The organism is Micromonospora sp. NPDC051300 (genome assembly GCF_044455315.1).
Classification (GTDB): domain Bacteria; phylum Actinomycetota; class Actinomycetes; order Mycobacteriales; family Micromonosporaceae; genus Micromonospora; species Micromonospora robiginosa.
The window spans coordinates 194,365-212,069 of record NZ_JBITEP010000007.1 but is presented as its reverse complement, the minus strand read 5'-3'; the positions used below and the strand labels follow the sequence as shown (position 1 = coordinate 212,069).

Annotated in this window: 17 protein-coding genes; 13 read left to right on the top strand and 4 right to left on the bottom strand. The window is 75.2% G+C overall.

Annotated features, from left to right (window positions below; genetic code table 11):
- Window positions 1–30 precede the first annotated feature (30 nt).
- From ACIA5A_RS10920 to ACIA5A_RS10910, 3 genes are read left to right on the top strand one after another with little or no spacing between them, the layout of a single operon-like run.
- Entirely contained in the window at window positions 31–1,752 is a 1,722-nt protein-coding gene (locus tag ACIA5A_RS10920; RefSeq protein WP_396759376.1) for an AMP-binding protein, read from the top strand.
- Between the two features lie 24 nt (window positions 1,753–1,776).
- A complete protein-coding gene (locus tag ACIA5A_RS10915; protein WP_396759373.1) occupies window positions 1,777–2,082 on the top strand; it encodes an acyl carrier protein in 306 nt (101 codons plus the stop codon).
- Window positions 2,079–3,212, top strand: coding sequence for a class I SAM-dependent methyltransferase (locus tag ACIA5A_RS10910; RefSeq protein WP_396759371.1), 1,134 nt, complete (start codon window positions 2,079–2,081; stop codon window positions 3,210–3,212). Before ACIA5A_RS10915 ends, ACIA5A_RS10910 begins: the two co-directional genes overlap by 4 nt.
- Before the next feature lie 34 nt (window positions 3,213–3,246).
- Here the strand turns inward: ACIA5A_RS10910 and ACIA5A_RS10905 are convergent, their stop codons facing one another.
- Entirely contained in the window at window positions 3,247–4,839 is a 1,593-nt protein-coding gene (locus ACIA5A_RS10905) for a (2,3-dihydroxybenzoyl)adenylate synthase (protein ID WP_396759368.1), read from the bottom strand.
- Window positions 4,840–4,931: 92 nt separating this feature from the next.
- Here ACIA5A_RS10905 and ACIA5A_RS10900 point away from each other — a divergent pair, with 92 nt between their 5' ends.
- Genes ACIA5A_RS10900 through ACIA5A_RS10890 form a run of 3 tightly spaced genes read left to right on the top strand, consistent with a single transcriptional unit; the run spans window position 4,932 to window position 7,203 of the window.
- Complete coding sequence (locus ACIA5A_RS10900; protein WP_396759366.1) at window positions 4,932–5,969, top strand: methyltransferase; 1,038 nt, start codon at window positions 4,932–4,934, stop codon at window positions 5,967–5,969.
- Between the two features lie 10 nt (window positions 5,970–5,979).
- Entirely contained in the window at window positions 5,980–7,005 is a 1,026-nt protein-coding gene (locus tag ACIA5A_RS10895) for a methyltransferase (RefSeq protein ID WP_396759364.1), read from the top strand.
- A 3-nt stretch (window positions 7,006–7,008) separates the two neighbouring features.
- Window positions 7,009–7,203, top strand: a complete 195-nt coding sequence (locus ACIA5A_RS10890) for a ferredoxin (RefSeq protein WP_278105707.1) — start codon at window positions 7,009–7,011, stop codon at window positions 7,201–7,203.
- A gap of 48 nt (window positions 7,204–7,251) precedes the next feature.
- Here ACIA5A_RS10890 and ACIA5A_RS10885 read toward each other — a convergent pair whose 3' ends face one another.
- The 3 genes from ACIA5A_RS10885 to ACIA5A_RS10875 are packed head-to-tail and all read right to left on the bottom strand — an operon-like array spanning window position 7,252 to window position 11,936.
- Window positions 7,252–9,495, bottom strand: coding sequence for a xanthine dehydrogenase family protein molybdopterin-binding subunit (locus ACIA5A_RS10885; protein WP_396759362.1), 2,244 nt, complete (start codon window positions 9,493–9,495; stop codon window positions 7,252–7,254).
- Between the two features lie 24 nt (window positions 9,496–9,519).
- Window positions 9,520–10,728, bottom strand: a complete 1,209-nt coding sequence (locus ACIA5A_RS10880; RefSeq protein WP_396759360.1) for a cytochrome P450 — start codon at window positions 10,726–10,728, stop codon at window positions 9,520–9,522.
- On the bottom strand, window positions 10,725–11,936 hold the full coding sequence (locus tag ACIA5A_RS10875) for a cytochrome P450 (RefSeq protein ID WP_396759357.1): 1,212 nt from the start codon (window positions 11,934–11,936) through the stop codon (window positions 10,725–10,727). The genes ACIA5A_RS10880 and ACIA5A_RS10875 overlap by 4 nt, the downstream gene beginning before the upstream one ends.
- Window positions 11,937–12,014: 78 nt before the next feature.
- Here ACIA5A_RS10875 and ACIA5A_RS10870 point away from each other — a divergent pair, with 78 nt between their 5' ends.
- From ACIA5A_RS10870 to ACIA5A_RS10840, 7 genes are read left to right on the top strand one after another with little or no spacing between them, the layout of a single operon-like run.
- Window positions 12,015–13,289, top strand: a complete 1,275-nt coding sequence (locus tag ACIA5A_RS10870; RefSeq protein ID WP_396759354.1) for a cytochrome P450 — start codon at window positions 12,015–12,017, stop codon at window positions 13,287–13,289.
- Window positions 13,290–13,334: 45 nt separating this feature from the next.
- Window positions 13,335–14,474, top strand: coding sequence for a steroid 3-ketoacyl-CoA thiolase (locus ACIA5A_RS10865; RefSeq protein ID WP_396759351.1), 1,140 nt, complete (start codon window positions 13,335–13,337; stop codon window positions 14,472–14,474).
- 6 nt (window positions 14,475–14,480) lie between these two features.
- Window positions 14,481–15,728, top strand: coding sequence for a CaiB/BaiF CoA transferase family protein (locus ACIA5A_RS10860; RefSeq protein ID WP_396759348.1), 1,248 nt, complete (start codon window positions 14,481–14,483; stop codon window positions 15,726–15,728).
- 11 nt (window positions 15,729–15,739) lie between these two features.
- A complete protein-coding gene (fabG, locus tag ACIA5A_RS10855; protein ID WP_396759345.1) occupies window positions 15,740–16,492 on the top strand; it encodes a 3-oxoacyl-[acyl-carrier-protein] reductase in 753 nt (250 codons plus the stop codon).
- A complete protein-coding gene (locus ACIA5A_RS10850; RefSeq protein ID WP_396759342.1) occupies window positions 16,489–16,962 on the top strand; it encodes a hypothetical protein in 474 nt (157 codons plus the stop codon). Before fabG ends, ACIA5A_RS10850 begins: the two co-directional genes overlap by 4 nt.
- Window positions 16,959–17,432 carry a 3-hydroxyacyl-ACP dehydratase FabZ family protein gene (locus ACIA5A_RS10845; protein ID WP_396759339.1) on the top strand — a complete coding sequence of 158 codons (474 nt, stop codon included), beginning with the start codon at window positions 16,959–16,961 and terminating at the stop codon, window positions 17,430–17,432. The genes ACIA5A_RS10850 and ACIA5A_RS10845 overlap by 4 nt, the downstream gene beginning before the upstream one ends.
- Window positions 17,433–17,447: 15 nt before the next feature.
- Window positions 17,448–17,702, top strand: coding sequence for an acyl carrier protein (locus tag ACIA5A_RS10840; RefSeq protein ID WP_091057089.1), 255 nt, complete (start codon window positions 17,448–17,450; stop codon window positions 17,700–17,702).
- The last annotated feature ends 3 nt before the right edge of the window (window positions 17,703–17,705 follow it).

Genomic DNA, 17,705 nt, shown 5'->3' with positions numbered 1-17,705 from the left:
ACATGTACTGGGGGAGGAGGTGACGGGTCGATGAGCGCAGACGCCACGTCGGGTTCGCCGTTGCTGAGCTGGCTGGACCGGCCCCGCGCGGACCGGGGGGTGCACGTCGCCGCCGCCGGCGACGAGTGGGAGTTCCACTCCTACGCCGAACTCGCCGACCGCACCCGGGCCGTCCTCGCCGGCCTGACCGCCTGCGGGGTCGGCCCCGGCGACGTGGTCTCCGTGGTGGAGCCGGCCGGGCCGGACTTCGTGGCCACGCTGTTCGCCGCGATGGCCGCCGGGGCGGCGCCCTCGCCGATCGCCCCGCCGCTGACCTTCCAGGACCGCGACGTCTACCGCGAGCACGTGCTCGGCCTGCTGCGCGCCGCCGCGCCCCGGGTGCTGGTCTGCGCGCCACGGCTCACCGCGACGATCGGGCCGCTGGCCGCGGCCGCCGGCGTGACCCGGGTGCTCAGCGCCGATGACCTGGTCGCCGCCGGCGGCGGCGCGCGGGGCACGGTCGCCGAGCCCGGCCCGCTGGCCCTGCTCCAGTTCACCTCTGGCTCCAGCGGCCGGGCCCGTGGCGTCCGCGTGCCGCACGCCGCGCTCGCCGCCAACGTCGCGTCGATCCGGCGGTGGCTGGCCATGACGCCCGACGACCCCACCGCCTCGTGGCTGCCGGTGCACCACGACATGGGCCTGATCGGCTGCCTGGTGACACCCGTGGTGAACACCAGCGACCTGTGGCTGATGCCGTCCGAGGAGTTCGTCCGCGACCCGGCCCGCTACCTGCGCTGCTTCGGCCGGCGCGGGGCGCGGCTGACCTCGATGCCCAACTTCGGGTTGGAGTACGTCGCCCGGCGGGTGCGCCCGGCCGCGCTGGACGGGATGGACTTCTCCGCCTGGCGGGCGGTGATCGTCGGCGCCGAACGCGTCGACGTCGACGCGCTGCGCCGCTTCTGCGACCTGCTCGAACCGCACGGCTTCGACAGGCGGGCGCTGCTGCCCGCGTACGGGCTGGCCGAGGCGACGCTGGCGGTGACCGGGCTCCCGCTGGAGGAGACGTACGCCGCCGTCGACCTGCGGCCGGACCGGCTGCGCGAGGGCGCGCGGGTGGTGGCCGGACCGGACGAGCCGGCCGACGACGGGCCGACCCAGCCGGTGGTGGGCTGCGGCCGTCCGCTGGCCGGGGTCGAGGTGCGGATCCTGGACGCCGACGGCGCGCCGGTGCCCGACGGCGTGGTCGGCGAGATCGAGGTGCGGGGCCCGTCGGTCGCCCAGGGCTACGTCACCGACGGCGACTCGGCGTCGCAGACCGCGCTGGCCGACGGCGTGCTGCGCACCGCCGACGCCGGCTTCCTGCACGAGGGCCAACTGCACGTGCTCGGCCGCCTCGGCGACAGCATGAAGGTGCGCGGCCGGGCGGTCTTCGCCGAGGACCTCGAATGGGCGGTCTGCCGCCCCGGGGTGCCGGCGCAGCGGATGGCCGCCCTGCTGGGGCACCGGGGCGGCGCGGCGACCGTGGTCGCGGTCTTCGAGCAGGCCCGCCCGGAGTGGCTGGCGCAGGCGTCGCAGGAGCTGCGCCGGCGGGCCGAGGGCGCGCGGGTGGTCATCGTGGACGCACCGCGCGGCACCATCGCCCGCACCTCCAGCGGCAAGCCCCGGCGACGCCAGATGTGGCAGGCGTTCGTCGACGACCGGTTGCCCGGCACCGTGGTCACCCCGACCGCCGGGCAGCGGCAGCAGACCACCGAACACACGACGGCGTCCTGAGGGATGTCCGGACAGGAGGCGGCAATGACCGAGGCGACCAGGTCGACCCCGACCGAGGTACGGACCGAGGAGGACGTGCGCGAGTCGGTGACGGCGATCGTCACCGAGCTGGCGCCCAACCCGGAGCAGATCGAGGGGGCCGGCGACTCACGGCTGGTCGAGGACCTCGGCTTCCACTCGCTGGCGCTGCTGGAGCTGGCGTTCACGCTCGAGGACGAGTTCGAGCTGCCGCCGATCGACGAGACGACCGCGCGCAAGATCGTCACGATCGACGCGGTGGTCGAGCACGTCAGCGGCATCCTGCGCGAGCGCGGCGAGCTGGCCAGTTGACCACCCGCACCGGGCCCGCCCCCGGGCCGGCGGCGCCCGGTGCGCCGGCCGACGCGGCGCAGCGCCGCGCCCGGGCGCTGTCGCTGCGGCTGTTCCTCGCCATGCTGCACACCCAGGAGCTGCTCGCCGGCTACCTGGGCACCAAGCTGGGCCTGTACGAGGCGCTGGACCGGGGCCCGGCCGATCCCGCCGAGCTGGGCGCGCGCGCCGGGATCGCCCCCCGGTACGCGCGGGAGTGGCTGGAACAGCAGGCGGTGGCCGGCTTCCTCGACGTCGACGACGTCACCGCGCCGCCCGAGCGGCGGGTCTACCGGCTGCCGGAGGGGCACGCCGAGGTGCTGCTCGCCTCGGACAGCCCGCTGTCGCTGGTGTCGCTGACCATGCTGCCGCTGGGCGGGGTGGCCGGCGCGCTGCCGGCGCTGCTGGAGGCGTACCGCACCGGGGCGGGGGTGCCGGACGAGCTGTTCGGCGACGACTGGCGCCACGGGCACTCCGGCGCCAACCGGGCGCTGTTCACGCACGCGCTGCCCGGGTGGCTCGCCACCCACCTGCCGGCGGTCCACGACCGGCTCACCGCAGGCCCGAGCCGGATCGCCGACGTCGGCTGCGGGGCCGGTTGGGCGGGCGTCGCGCTGGCCCGCGCGTACCCGCAGACCGAGGTCGACGGCTTCGACCTGGACGCGCCGACGCTTGCCGCGGCCGCGGAGCACGCCGCGGCGGCCGGCGTGGCCGACCGGGTGCGCTTCCACCGGCGCGACGCGGCCGAGGCGGAGGCGGCCGGCGGCTACGACCTGGTCTGCGTCTTCGACGCGCTGCACGAGATGAGCCGGCCGGTGCCGGTGCTGCGGGCCTGCCGCCGGCTGCGCGGGCCCGACGGCGCGGTGCTGGTGCTCGACGCCAAGGTGGCGCACCGGTTCGTCGCGCCCGGCGACGAGGTGGAACGGTTCCAGTACGCCACCAGCGTGCTGCACTGCCTGCCGGCGGGCCTGGCCGGACCGGACTCGTCGGCGACCGGGACCGCGCTGCGCCCGGCCCAGGTGCGGCGCTTCGCCACCGACGCCGGGTTCGCCGACGTGCAGATCGTGCCGGTGGACGACCGCTTCCACCGGCTCTACCAGCTCACCGGCTGACCGCCGTGGGGACCGCCGACCGGCGGTCCCCACGTCAGGCCGTCAGCTCCGCGCCGAGCGCCCGCTTGTCCACCTTGCCCACCCCGGTGTACGGCAGCTCCGCGCGCACCTGGAGCCGGTCCGGCAGCTTGTAGCCGGCCAGTCCCCGTCCGGTGAGGAACTCCCGCAGCTCGCCCAGCGTCGGCGCGGTGCCGTGCGGCACCACCACGGCGCAGGTCTTCTCGCCGAGCACCCGGTCGGGCACCGGGAGCACCGCCACCTCGCGCACGCCCGGGTGGGCGAGCAGGTGCTCCTCCACCTCGCCGGCCGGCACCTTCTCGCCGCCGCGGTTCACCACCTCCTTGATCCGGCCGACCACGACCAGCTCACCGGTCGGGGTCCACCGCACCAGGTCACCGGTGCGCAGCAGGCCGTCCGGGGTGAACGCGCGCGCGTTGTGGTCGGCGGCCCGGTAGTAGCCGCGCAGCGTGGTCGGCCCGCCGACCACCAGCTCGCCCACCTCGCCGTCGGCCACCGGCGCACCGGTGTCGTCCACCACCCGGAACTCGTCGGCGGCCGACAGCGGCCGGCCCTGGGTGTGCGCGGCGCGCTCCGGCGGGTCGTCGGGCCGGGTGCAGGCGATCGGGCCCTCCGCCATTCCGAAGAAGTGCGTCAGCTGGATGCCCAGCTCGTCCACCGCCCGCGCGGCCACCTCGGGGCTCAGGTTGGCGCCGCCCACCTCCACCACCAGGCCGGACAGGTCGGCGCGCAGCAGCGGCGCGAGGTCGGTCCAGAGCGGCAGGAACGCCGGCATCAGCGTGGTCAGCGTGACCTTCTCCCGCGCGACCAGCCGGAACGCCTCGTCCGGGCTGGGGCTGCCGGCGAGCACCGCGGTGCCGCCGGCGCGCAGCGCGCCGAGCACGCCCGGGCAGCCGAGCGCCGCGTTGTGCGCGGCAGGCAGCGCCGCCAGGTAGACGCCGTCCGCGTCGAAGCCCATCGCCGCCGCGGTCGCCCGCAACTGGTACGCGTAGTCGTCGTGGGTGCGCGGGATCAGCTTCGGCACGCCCGTCGACCCGCCGGAGAGCAGGAAGAACGCCACCTCGGCCGGGTCCGGTCGGGGCAGCGCCACCGGGTCGGCGTCCACCTGCGCCAGGGCGGTGAACTCGCCGGGGTCGCCGACGACGAACACCTCCCGCAGCGACGGCGTCTCGGCGCGGACGTCGGCGGCGAGCTTGCGCAGGTCGAAGCCCTGGCTCTGGTCGACGGTCAGGTAGGCGACCGCCTCGGTGTGCGTGCACAGGTGGCCGATCTCGGCGCGCCGGTGCGCGGGCAACGCCAGCACCGGCAGCGCGCCGAGGCGGAACAGCGCCAGGCACACCACCACGAACTCCACCGAGTTCGGCAACTGCACGACGACCCGGTCGTACCTGCCGATGCCGCGCTCGCGCAGCCCGGCGGCGAGCCGGTCGGCGCGGCGGTCCAGCTCGCCGTAGCCGATCCGTTGCTCGCCGGCGACCAGCGCGGTGCGCTGCGGATCGGTGCGGGCCAGCTCCCGGCCCAGGTCGCCGAGCACCTCGCCGCGCCAGTAGCCCTCGGCGCGGTAGCGCGCGGCGAGGTGCTCCGGCCAGCCCACACAACCGTCGAGCATCGAAGCCTCCCGGGACGACGGTGACAGCGATCCCCACACAAGCTAGTGTGCACATACACGAGATACAAGACACGCGATAGGGGAGGCGGTTGATGGTGCTGGCCCGGCCCCGCGCCGATCTCGGGGCCCTCACCCGGCTCACCGAACTGGCCGACTACATCGTGCCGTTCACCGTGCGCGTCGTCGCCGACCTCGGCGTCGCCGACCGGCTCGCCGACGGCCCCCGCCCGCTGACCGAGCTGGCCGAGGCCACCGGCGCGCACGCCCCCGCGCTGCTGCGGGCGCTGCGCGCGCTGGCCGGTCGGGGCATCTTCACCGAGACCGAGCCGGAGGTGTTCGGCCTCACCCCGCTCGCCGAACCGCTGCGCGCCGACCACCCGCTGTCGCTGCGCGACGCCTACCCGCTGCTCGCCGCCGACGTGCGCGCCTGGGCCGGGCTGGACCGCTGCCTGCGCACCGGCGAGGCCGCGTTCCCGCGCGTGCACGGCGCCGACTACTGGTCCTACCTGGAGCGGCACCCCGCCGACAGCCTGGCCGTCGACAGGTGGATGTCCAGCCTGACGAAGCTGCACCTGCGCACCGTGCTGCCGGCTTGGCCGTGGGCGCAGGCACGCGAGGTGGTCGACGTGGGCGGCGGCGACGGCGCGTTCCTCGCCGGCCTGCTGACCCGCTACCGGCACCTGCGCGGCGTCCTGCTCGACCTGCCGCACGTGGTCGCCGCCGCGCCGGCGCTGCTCGACCGCGCGGCGGTGACCGACCGCTGCCGGGTCGTGCACGGCAGCTTCTTCGACCCGCTCCCGCCCGGCGCCGACCTCTACGTGCTCAAGACGATCCTGCCCGGCTGGGACGACGACCGGGCCACCACCATCCTGCGCCGCGTCGCCGAGGCGATGCGACCGGAGAGCCGGCTGCTGCTGCTGGAGGCGATCGTCCCGACCGGCGACGCGTTCGACGTGGCGAAGCTCGTCGACGTGCACACCCTGGTCCTCACCGCCGGCCGGCACCGCACCCACGCGGACCTTCTCGGCCTGCTCTCCGACGCCGGCCTGCGGCTCGACCGCGTCGTCGGCACCCCCACGCTCACCGTGATCGCCGCCGGTCCCGCCGGGGCGCGGCCGACCACCCCCTAGGAGGTTTCCGATGGCCCCGAGCCGACCCCGGATCGACATCGAGTCGGTGTTCCGACTGACCGAACTGGCCGACTACATCGTGCCGTTCACCGTGCGCGCCGTCGCCGACCTCGGCGTCGCCGACCAGCTCGCCGACGGCCCCCGCCCGGTGACCGAGCTGGCCGAGGCCACCGGCGCACACGCGCCGTCGCTGCTACGGGCGCTGCGCGCGCTGGCCGGCAAGGGCATCTTCACCGAGACCGAGCCCGAGGTGTTCGGCCTCACCCCGCTCGCCGAACCGCTGCGCACCGACCACCCGCTGTCGCTGCGCGACGCCTACCCGCTGCTCGCCCCGGACATCGAGGCGTGGGCGCACTTCGACCACAGCATCCGCACCGGCAAGGCCGCCTTCGACCAGGTGCACCCCGAGGGCTACTGGTCCTACATGGCCGCGCACCCGCGCGACAGCGCCCGCTTCGACGCGTCGCAGCAGGCGGCCACCCGACTGGAGCTGCGCGCCGCGCTGCCCGCGTACCCCTGGGGCGACCTGGCCACGATGGTCGACGTCGGCGGCGGCAACGGCGCCTTCCTCGGCGGCATCATGGCCCGCTTCCCGAACCTGCGCGGCACCCTGTTCGACCTGCCGCACGTGGTCGCCGAGGCCGAGCCGGTGCTGCAGAAGCTCGACGTGGCGCAGCGGTGCACGATCACCGGCGGCAGTTTCTTCGAGACGGTCCCGGCCGGCGCGGACGCCTACATGCTCAAGCGCATCCTCTACGGCTGGGACGACGACGGCGCGGTCCGGCTGCTGCGCGCGGTACGCGCGGCGATGCGCCCGGACAGCCGGCTGCTGGTGCTGGAGCCGGTGGTCGAGCCCGGTGACCGGTTCGACGTCGGCCGCCTCTACGACCTGCTGCTGCTGGCCATGGTCGGCGGTGGCGCCCGCTCCCGCGAGCACATCGAACGGCTGCTGGACGTCGCCGACCTGAAGCTGGCCCGCAGCCTGCCCACCATGATGTTCCCCATCCTCGAGATCGTGCCGAAGACGGAGGCCTGAGCGATGCGACTGGTCGTGGACTACTCCCGCTGCGAGAGCAACGCCGTGTGCGTGGGCCAGGCGCCGGAGGTGTTCGACGTCGGCGAGGACGACCTGCTGCACGTCACCGAGCAGCCGCTGGAGGGGGCGCTGGGCCGGCGGGTGCGCGAGGCCGCCCGCCGCTGCCCGAAGCAGGCCCTCTCCGTCGTCGACGACTGAGTTCCCGCGGGCGTGTCCGGGCCGCGGTGGCCCGGGCACGCCCGCCGGTCAGGCGCTCGCCGCCCGGATCGCCGACCAGACCCGCTCCGCGGTCAGCGGCATGTCGACGTGCCGCACACCCAGGTGGCGGACCGCGTCGAGCACCGCGTTCTGCACCGCCGGAGGCAGCCCCACCGCGCCGGACTCGCCGAGGCCCTTGGCGCCCAACGCGTTCACCGGCGTCGGCGTCTGCATCGCCACCGTGTCGAACGACGGCAGCTCCGCGGCGCCGACCATCGCGTAGCGGTGCAGGTCGCCGTGCAGCGGCGTGCCGTCGGCGGCGAAGCGGACCTCCTCCACCAGCGCCTGCCCGGCGCCCTGGGCCAGCCCGCCGTGCACCTGCCCCTCGGCCAGCAGCGGGTTCAGCAGCACACCCGCGTCGTCCACGGCCACCACCCGCAGCAGCGTCACCCGGCCGGTCTCCACGTCCACCTCGACCACCGCCAGGTGCGCCCCGTACGGACAGGTGGCGGCCGACGGCTGGAACGTCGCCTCGGCGTACAGGCCGCCGCCGTCGGCCAGGTCGACCCAGCCGAGGTCGCCCCCGGACGCGGCACGGAACCGGCCGCCGGTGAACTCGACCGCCTCGGCGGGCACGCCCAGCCGGCCGGCGGCCGCCTCCCGGGCCCGCTCGACGAGCGCCAGTGCCGCCTCGCGGACCGCCATCCCGCCGGTCTGCAACGACCGGGACCCGCCGGTGCCGCCGCCGGCCGGTACCGCGCCGGTGTCGGAGAACACCACGTCGACCCGCTCCACCGGCACGCCGAGCACGTCCGCGGCGAGCATCGCCCAGGCGGTGCCGTGGCCCTGCCCGTGCGGGCAGGTGCCGGAGCGGACCTCCACCCGGCCGTCCGGGCCGACCCGCGCCGAGGCGTATTCGCTGCGGGTGTCCGCGCCGGTCAGCTCGACGAACGTGGACAGTCCGACGCCGAGCTGGCACACGTCGCCGCGGGCCCGGCGGGCCGACTGCTCGGCCCGCAACGCCGGGTAGTCGGCCTCGGCGAGCACCCGTTCCAGCGCGGCCGGGTAGTCGCCGTTGTCGTAGCGGGCGCGGGTGACGGTGGTGACCGGGAAGCTCTCCGGCGGCAGCAGGTTGCGCCGGCGCACCTCGGCCGGGTCCAGGCCGATCTCGGCCGCGTACAGGTCGACCATGCGCTCCAGCGCGGCCACCGCCTCGGGCTGCCCGGCGCCCCGGTAGGAGACCACGGGCGTGGTGGTCGTGGTGACGCTGGCCGAGGAGAACCGGGCCCGGTCGATCCGGTACGGGCCGGTCAGCATGGTCCGGGTCCAGAACGGCAGGATCGACCCGATGCGCGGGTACGCGCCGGCGTCCTGCACCACGTCCAGCGCGTAGGACACGATCCGCCCGTCGCGGGTGCCGCCCAGCTCGACGCTCTGCCGCTGCGCCCGCCCGTGCCCGGCGGCGACCATGCTCTCGCTGCGGGTCTCCGCCCAGCGCACCGGCCGGTCCAGCCGCCGGGCCGCCCAGGCCAGCAGCACGTCCTCGCGGCTGGCGAACGCCTTGGAGCCGAACGCGCCGCCGACATCGCCGTTGACCACCCGCACCCGGTCCTCCGGCTCGCCCAGCGCCGCCGCGAGCTGCGCCCGCCACAGGTGCACGGCCTGGCTGCCGGCCCGGTAGCGCAGCCCGTCCGGCCCCCACTCGGCCAACCCGGCGCGCGCCTCCAGCGAGCACGGCGCGACCCGCTGGTTGGTCATCCGCTGCCGGACCACCACCTCGGCGCCCTCGTGCAGCTCGGCCCGCCCGGCCGGGCGGCGGAAACCGAGCTTGAGCACCATGTTCGTGCCGGCGTCGGGGTGCAGCACCAGCGCGTCGGTGAGCGCCTCGTCCGGGTCGACGAGCGGCGGCAACGGATCGACGTCGACCTCGACCAGCGCGGCGGCGTCGACCGCCTCGGCCCGACCGGTGGCCACCACCGCGGCGACCGGCTCGCCGACGAACCGGACCACGCCGTCGGCCAGCACCGGCGTGGTCATCTTCTGGTTGAGCACGCCGGCCTCGGGAGGCAGCGGCGGCAGGTCGACGTCGGCGGCGGTGAACACCGCGACCACCCCGGACGCCCGGCGCGCGGCCGCCACGTCGACGCCGCGCAGCCGGCCGTGCGCCACCGTGGACCGGACGAAGACCAGCTCCAGGGCGCCGGGCACGACGACGTCGTCCACGTACGTCCCGCCGGTGGTGAGCAGGACACGGTCCTCGGTACGCCGGACCGGACGGCCGATCAGGGACATGCGGCGACTCCTCGCGATGCCGGCTCAGGCCGGGGTGACGGCGAGCGGGATCGACGCGTAGGACCGGAACAGGGCACTGGGCTCCCGCTCCGGCGGCGCGGCCAGCTCCACCCCGGCGAGCCGCCGGGCGAGCCGGTCGAAGATCACCGCTCCTTCGATGCGGGCCAGCGCCGCGCCGAGACAACCCCGGACGCCGCCGCCGAACCCGACGTGCGGGTTGGGCCGCCGACCGACGTCGACGCGGCCCGGGTCGGCGAACACCTCCTCGTCGTGGTTGGCGCAGCCGAGCAGCAGGAACACCGAGCGGCCGGGGCGGATCACCCGGTCGCCGACCGGGATCGGCTCCAGCGCCAGCCGCGCGGTGTACTGGATCGGCGCGTCGAACCGGACGAACTCCTCGGCGGCGGTGCCGGCCAGCGACGGGTCGGCGCGCAGCCGCCGCCACTCGTCCGGCTGTCGCGCCAACGCCACCGAGCCGGTGCAGACCATGTTCATGGTGGTCTCGTAGCCGGTGAAGCAGAGGAAGACGATGTTGTCGACGACCTCCTCGACGCCCTCGGCGGGGTCGGCCACGGCGAGCATCCGGTCGAGCAGGTCGCCGTCGGGGTCCGGGCGCCGCTCGGCGAGCACGTCGCGCACGTAGCCGCGCAGCCAGCTCAGCGCGGCGTCGGCGGCGGGCCGGTCGGCGGCGGGCAGGAACGGGGTGAACGCCCGGCCGAGCGCCGCCGCGCGCGGCCACACCTCCGCCCGGGTGCGCGCCACGGGCAGGCCGATCAGCTCGCAGACCACGCTCGCGGCCACCGGGAACGCCAGGTCGGCCACCGCGTCCAGGCGGCCGGTGTCGCACGCGGGCGCGAGCAGCTCGTCCACCATCGTGCCGATGCGCTCCGCGCTGCGCCGCGCGACGCCGGGGCTGAACGCGCGCACCATCTGCTGGTGCAGCCGGCTGTGGTCGTCCGGGTCGCGGGTCGGAATGATCCGCCGGAACACGTCGCGGGACAGGTCCGGCGCCATCCGGAACTGCGGGTCCTCCTCCGGGAAGGTGTTGCTCAGCCGGCGGTCGCGCAGCAGGGCGACCACGTCGCGGTGGCGGGTGACGCCCCAGCTCGCCGGCCCGAAGCGGCACAGCGGGCCGGCGGCGCGCATCCGCGCGTACGTGGGGTAGGGGTCGGCGACGACCTCGGGGGAGAGCGGGTCCATCCGCGCCGGCAGGACCCGGCCGGCGCGGGTCACCGGCCGACCGCCACCGGCACGCTGGCGTACGAGCGCAGCGTCCCGTCGGTCTGCCGGCGCGCCGGCCCGTCGGCGGTGAGCGTCGGGAAGCGGCGCAGCAACGTCTCGAACGCCACCTGCGCCTCGACGCGGGCCAGGTGGCCGCCGAGGCAGTGGTGGATGCCGCCGCCGAAGGACAGGTGCGGGTTCTCCTCGCGGGTGACGTCCAGCCGGTCCGGGTCGGGGAACCGCTCCGGGTCGCGGTTGGCGCTGCCCAGCAGCAGGATCAGCACCCGCCCGGCCCGGATGGTGCGGTCACCGACCACGACGTCCTCGCGGGCCAGCCGGGCGACGCCCTGGATCGGGCCGTCGTAGCGGAGGAACTCCTCCACCGCCCGGGGGACCAGCGCCGGGTCGGCCCGCAGCAGGGCCTGCTGGTCGGGGTGCTCCAGCAGCGCGGCGACGCCGGTGGCGAGCAGGTTGGTGGTGGTCTCGAAGCCGGCGAAGAACGCGAACACGGCGTTGTCCACGATCTCGTCGGCGGCGAGCACCGCGCCGTCGTCGTCGGTGGCCGCGAGCATGCGGGACAGCAGGTCGTCGCCGGGTTCGGCGCGGCGCCGGTCGAGGATCTCGCCGAGGTAGCCGCGCAGCCACTCGACCGCCCGGTCGGCGGCGGGACGGTCGGAGTCGGGCACGATCGCGGCGAACGCCTTGCTCAGGTCGAGCGCGTACGGCCGGATCTTCTCGTGGTCGGCCGGTGGGATGCCCATCAGCGCGCACACCACCATCACAGGCAGCGGAAAGGCGAGATCCGAGACCGCGTCGAACCGGCCGGCGCGTTCCGCCGGGTCGAGCAGCTCGGTGACCATGGCCGCGATCCGGGGCCGCAGCCGGCGCACCAGAGCGGGGGTGAACGCCCGGGCCATGAGCCGGCGCAGCCGGCCGTGCTCCGGCGGGTCGCGGTAGAGGATGATGCTGCCGAAGAACGACCCGGCGGGGCCGTCGCCCGCCGACATCCGGTGGTAGTCGGGCGGGAACTCGCTGCCCAGGCGGGGGTCGCGGACCAGCCGGGCGACGTCGGCGTAGCGGGTGACGCCCCAGCTTCCCGGTCCCATCCGGCACAGCGGTCCGGCCGCGCGCAGCGCGGCGTAGGTGGGGTAGGGGTCGGCGACCACGGCCGGGTCGCGCGCGTCGAATCTCGGCGGCATGCGGGTTCGGGCCGACGTCATGCCCGCCAGTATGCGCAACCAAAGATACGAGAAACAAGTGCTTCCGAGATACGGGAAACGCGATTAGGCTTCGGTGTCATGACCGAGACCGTGGCGAGCGCTGATCCCCGGATCATCGCGATGGAGTTGCTGATGAAGGCCCCGGCCACCGTCAGCAGCCCCTACCCGCACTACCACGCGCTGCGTGCCGCGGCGTCGAAGTACCGGATGGAGCAGCCCGGCCAGGGCATCGGCTGGGTGCTCACCGGATACGACGAGTGCCGCGCCCAACTACGCAACCCGGCGCTGGACAAGTCGGCGCAACGCCCCCGAATGGGCGACTCCCGTGGCCGGGAGGGCGCCCGCACCCTGCTCTTCCTCGACGGGCCGGAACACACCCGGCTGCGCGGGCTGGTCAGCCGGGTGTTCACCCCCCGACGGGTGGAGACGCTGCGCCCCCGCCTCGCCGGCTTCGTCGACGGGCTGCTCGACGACGTCGCCCGCCAGGTCGGCCCGGCCGGCGGCGAGGTCGACATCGTCGGCTCGTTCGGCTTCCCGCTTCCGGTGATGGTGATCGGCGAGCTGGTCGGCGTGCCGCCGGAGGACTGGCCGCTGCTGCGCCGGCTCACCCGCGCCGCCTCCGCCGGCCTGGAGATCTTCGCCCCCGAGGAGGTGCTCAAGGCCTCCGACCAGGCGCTCGGCGAGATGGAGGAATACTTCACCGACCTGGTCCGCAAGCGCCGCGAGAACCCCCGCGACGACCTCGCGTCCGCGCTGGGACAGGTCGAGATCGACGGCGACCGGCTCGGCCTCGACGAGCTGATCCAGGTCATCGTGCTGCTGTTCGGCGCCGGATTCCAGACCATGACCGACCTGATCGGCCTCGGCACCCACGCCCTGTGCCGCAACCCCGACCAGCTCGACCGCCTGCGCGCCGAGCCGGACCTGACCCGCTCGGCGATCGAGGAGCTGCTGCGCTACGACTCCCCGGTGCACGTGCTGGGCCGGGCCGCAGTCGAGGACACCGCGTTCCTCGACGGCACCCCGCTGCGCGCCGGCGAACACGTGATCACGCTGATCGGCGCGGCCAACCGGGACCCGGCCCGCTACGCCGACCCGGACACCCTCGACATCGCCCGCTTCGCCGGCGCCGAACCGCCCGAGACGCCGCTGTCGTTCGCCTGGGGCCCGCACCACTGCCTCGGCGCCCAACTCGCCCGCGCCGAGGGCCAGATCGCGTTCCGCCGCCTGGTGGACCGGTTCGCGGTGGTCGAGCTGGCCGACCCGGACATCGACGAGATCGACCTGGAGTGGCGACACAGCAGCACCTTCCGCGGCCTGGAGGAGCTGCGGGTGCGGCTCGTGCCCGCCTGAGACAGCCACCACCACACGCCGACAGCCGAGAAGGGGGGACGACCGATGCCGGAGGCGGTGATCGTCGAGGCGGTCCGCACCCCGATCGGCAGGCGCGACGGGGCGCTGTCCGGCCTGAAGGCCGTGGAACTGCTGCGGCACGTGCAGGTCGAGGTGCTGCGCCGCGCCGCTGTGGAACCCGGCGACGTCGACCAGATCATCGGCGGCTGCGTCACCCAGGTCGGCGAGCAGAGCCTGAACGTCACCCGCAACGCGTGGCTCAACAGCGGCCTCGACCACGAGGTCGCGGCGAGCACCGTGGACACCTCGTGCGGCTCCGCGCAGCAGGCCAACCACCTGATCGCCGCGCTGGTCACCGCCGGCGCGATCGACGTCGGCATCGCCTGCGGCGTGGAGTCGATGAGCCGGGTCCCGGTCGGCACCAACCTCTACCAGGGGCCCGGCCACTACAAGACGCCCGACTACCCGTACGACGATCCGCCGCGGGCGCAGTTCGGCGGCGCCGAACGCATCGCCGCCCGGCAGGGGCTGACCCGCGCGGACCTGGACGCCTACGGCCTGCGCTCGCAGCGCCTCGCCGCCCGGGCCCGCGACGAGGGCCGCTTCGACCGGGAGACCAGCCCGGTGCCGCTGCCCGACGGCACGCTGGTCACCACCGACGAGGGCATCCGCGACAGCACCGCCGAGGGACTGGCCGCGCTGCGGCCGGTGGTCCCCGACGGCCGGCACACCGCCGCCACCATCTCGCAGATCTCCGACGGCGCATCGGCGATCCTGTGGATGTCGCGGGAGCGGGCCACCGCCCTCGGGCTGCGGCCCCGCGCCCGCCTGGCCCACCAGGTGGTCACCGGCGCGGACCCCTACTACCTGCTCGACGGGCCGGTCGTCGCCACCCGCAAGCTGCTCAAACGCGCCGGGATGAGCCTCGCCGACATCGACCTGGTCGAGGTCAACGAGGCGTTCGCGTCGGTCGTGCTGTCCTGGGCCGCGCACCACGACGCCGACCTGGACCGGGTCAACGTCAACGGCGGCGCCATCTCGCTCGGTCACCCGCTGGGCAGCAGCGGCACCCGGCTGCTGGTCACCGCGCTGCACGAGCTGGAACGCCGCGACCGGCACAGCGCGCTCGTCACCATGTGCTGCGGCGGCTCGCTGGGCACCGCGTCGCTGCTGGTGCGGGAGTAGGCGGCCGTGGACACCGACACGAGCACCCCCACCGACGCCACCGCGTTCTACGCCGACGCGCGCGCCGACCTGCCCGGACCGCTGCACGGCGTCCGGGTGCTCGACGTGACGAAGGTCTGGTCCGGGCCGGTCGCCAGTTGCGTGCTGGCCGACCTCGGCGCCGACGTGCTGCGGGTGGAGATGCCCGGCAACCGGGAAGGGCTGATGCCGCCGCACATCCCCGGCACCGGGCTGTCCTGGTTCCGGCAGAGCGTGCACCGCAACAAGCGCAGCATCGGGCTGGACCTGCGCCGTCCCGGCGCCGCCGAGGTGTTCCTGCGGCTCGTCGCCACCGCCGACGTCGTGGTGGAGAACTACAAGCCCGGCACGCTCGACGCCTGGGGCGTCGGCTACCGGGCCTGCCGCCAGGTGCGCCCCGACGTGGTGCTGGTCTCGATCTCCGGCTACGGCCAGTACGGCCCGGACGCCGCCCGACCCGGCTACGACCCGACCACCCAGGCCGCCGCCGGCTGGATGTCGCTCAACGGCGAACCCGACGGCGCCCCGCTCAAGGCGCCCACGTTCCTCGCCGACGACATCGCCGGCCTGCACGCGGTGATCGGCGCGCTGGCCGCGCTACGCCACCGCGACCGCACCGGCGAGGGCCAGCACGTCGACGTGAGCATGCTGGACGCGTTGCTGTTCTCCAGCAACGGCTACCTCACCCTCGGCGCGACAGGGGTGCCGCTGCGCCGCTGGGGCGACCAGGCCGACTTCGTGGTGCCGGCCGGCTGCTTCCGCTGCGCCGACGGGCATGTCTACGTCGCCGTCGCGCTGGACCGGTCCTGGCGGCGCCTCGCCGAGGTGGTCGGCCGGCCCGAGCTGGCGCGGGCGCCCGGGTACGCCACCAACGAGGAGCGCCGGGACAACCGCGCCGAGGTCAACGCCGTGCTCGCCGGCTGGTGCGCCGAACGGACCTGCGCCGACGTGGTCGCCGCGCTCGACGACGCCGGGATCACCGCCGAGCGGGTCCGCACGTTCGCCGACGCGGCCGCGGACCCGCAGGTGCGGGCCCGGGCGATGGTGCAGCAGACCGTGCTGGCCAACGGCAGCACCGCGCCGCTGACCGGGCCGGCGGTCAAGTTCTCCCGCACGCCGACGGCGGTGCGCGCCGGCGCCCCCGAACCGGGCGCGGACACCGAGCAGATCCTCGACGAGCTGAAGGTGGACGCGGCCACCCGGGCGCGGCTGCGGGCGGAACGGGCGATCGGATGACCGGAGGTGGCATGGACACGGCGGGCGAGACGCCGCGCTGCGCGCTGGTGACCGGCGCGTCGCGGGGCATCGGGCGGGCGGTCGCGCTGCGGCTGGCCGCCGAGGGCTACGCGGTCGCGGGGTGCTTCAGCACCGCCGGCGAGGCCGCCGAGAAGACCCGCGCGGAGGTCGAGGCGTACGGGGTGCCGAGCTGGTTCGCCCCCTGCGACGTCACCGACCGGACGGCGGTCGACGACTTCGTGGCCACCGCCGAGAAACGCCTCGGCCCGCTCACCGCACTGGTCAACAACGCCGGAATCACCCGGGACCGGCCGATGGTGCTGATGGGCCCGGACGACTGGCACGACGTCGTCGACACCAACCTCACCGGCACCTGGAACACCTGCCGCGCGGTCGCGTTCCGCTTCCTCAAGCGCCGCCGGGGCGCCGTGGTCAACCTCTCCTCGGTCGCCGGGGTCACCGGCAACGCCGGGCAGACCAACTACGCGGCCAGCAAGGCCGGCGTCATCGGACTCAGCCGCTCGCTGGCCAAGGAGGTCGCCGGGCACGGCATCCGGGTCAACGTGGTGGCGCCCGGCTTCGTGGAGACCGACATGACCGCCGCGCTGTCGGAGAAGCAGCGCGCGCAGGCGTTGACGCAGATCCCGCTGCGCCGCTTCGGCACCCCGGAGGACGTGGCCGAGCTTGTCGAGTTCCTGCTGTCGGACCGGGCCGCCTACGTCACCGGCCAGGTCGTGCGGGTGGACGGGGGGATCGTGCTGTGACCGCCGTCGTACCCGCCTTCGCCCCGGACCGCACCCCCGCCCAGACGTACGCCGAGGCGGCCGCGCCGCTGCCGGCGGTCACGTCGGTCCAGGTCGCCGCCGGCCCACGCGGCGGGATCACCCTGCGCGCCGAGACGACAGTCGACCCGGACGACCTCTACCTGACCGGGCACTTCCCCGAGCTGACCGTCTATCCGGGGGTGTTCACCCTGGAGACCCTGCGGCAGGCGGTCAGCGCCGCGGTCGGCCACTGCGCCGGCCGTCCACCCGAGCTGCACCGGCTGCGCTCGGCCCGGTTCCTCGCCCCGCTGCTGGCCGGCGACACCCTGACCGTGGAGGCGTCCGTCGGCCCGGTCGAGCACGACCAGTCCTTCGAGGTCACCGCCCGGTGCGTACGCGGCGACGGGGTGCGGACCGCGACCGTGCGCGCCGCGTTCCGGTGGCCCGCCGAGGGGGACGACGGGCGATGAGACTGGACCACGCCGCGCTGCGCGCCCTGCTGCCGCACCGGTACCCGATGCTGCTGCTCGACCGGGTCGAGGCCGTCGCGCCGGGCGAGAGCCTCACCGGCGTCAAGGCGGTGAGCGGCTGCGAGCCCTGCTACCGGGGCATCGCCGAGGACCAGCCCGCCGACCGGTACGCCTACCCGGCGTCGCTGCTGATCGAGTCGTTCGGGCAGGGCGCGGCGGTGCTCTGGCTGCTGTCCCGGCGACCCGGCACGGCGGGGCTGCCGATGTTCACCGCGGCTCGCGACGTGGTGCTGCTGCGCCCGGTGCACCCGGGCGACGTGATCCACCACCGGGTCCGGCTGGACCAGGTCGTCGACGGCGCCGCGTTCGCCTCCGGATCCAGCTGGGTCGGGGAGCGCCGGGTGGCCGAGTTCGACTCCATGATGGCCGTCGTCCGACCGGTCGACGCCGTCGCCGAGGCGCGAGACTGAGAGAGAGGAACCGCGATGAGTGAACGCGACAAGCACCTGGAGCAACTGCGGGAGATCGTCGCCGAGGTGCTCGAGATGGAGCCCGAGGAGGTCGCCGACACGGCCGACTTCGTCGAGGAGTACGAGGCGGACTCACTGCGGGCGATCGAGATCCTGGCCCGGATCGAGAAGACCTACAAGGTGGAGATCCCGCAGGCCGAGCTGAACGAGATGCGCAGCCTCAAGGCCGTGCACGAGGTGGTGGCGCGGTACGCCGGCTGGCAGGACTGAGGC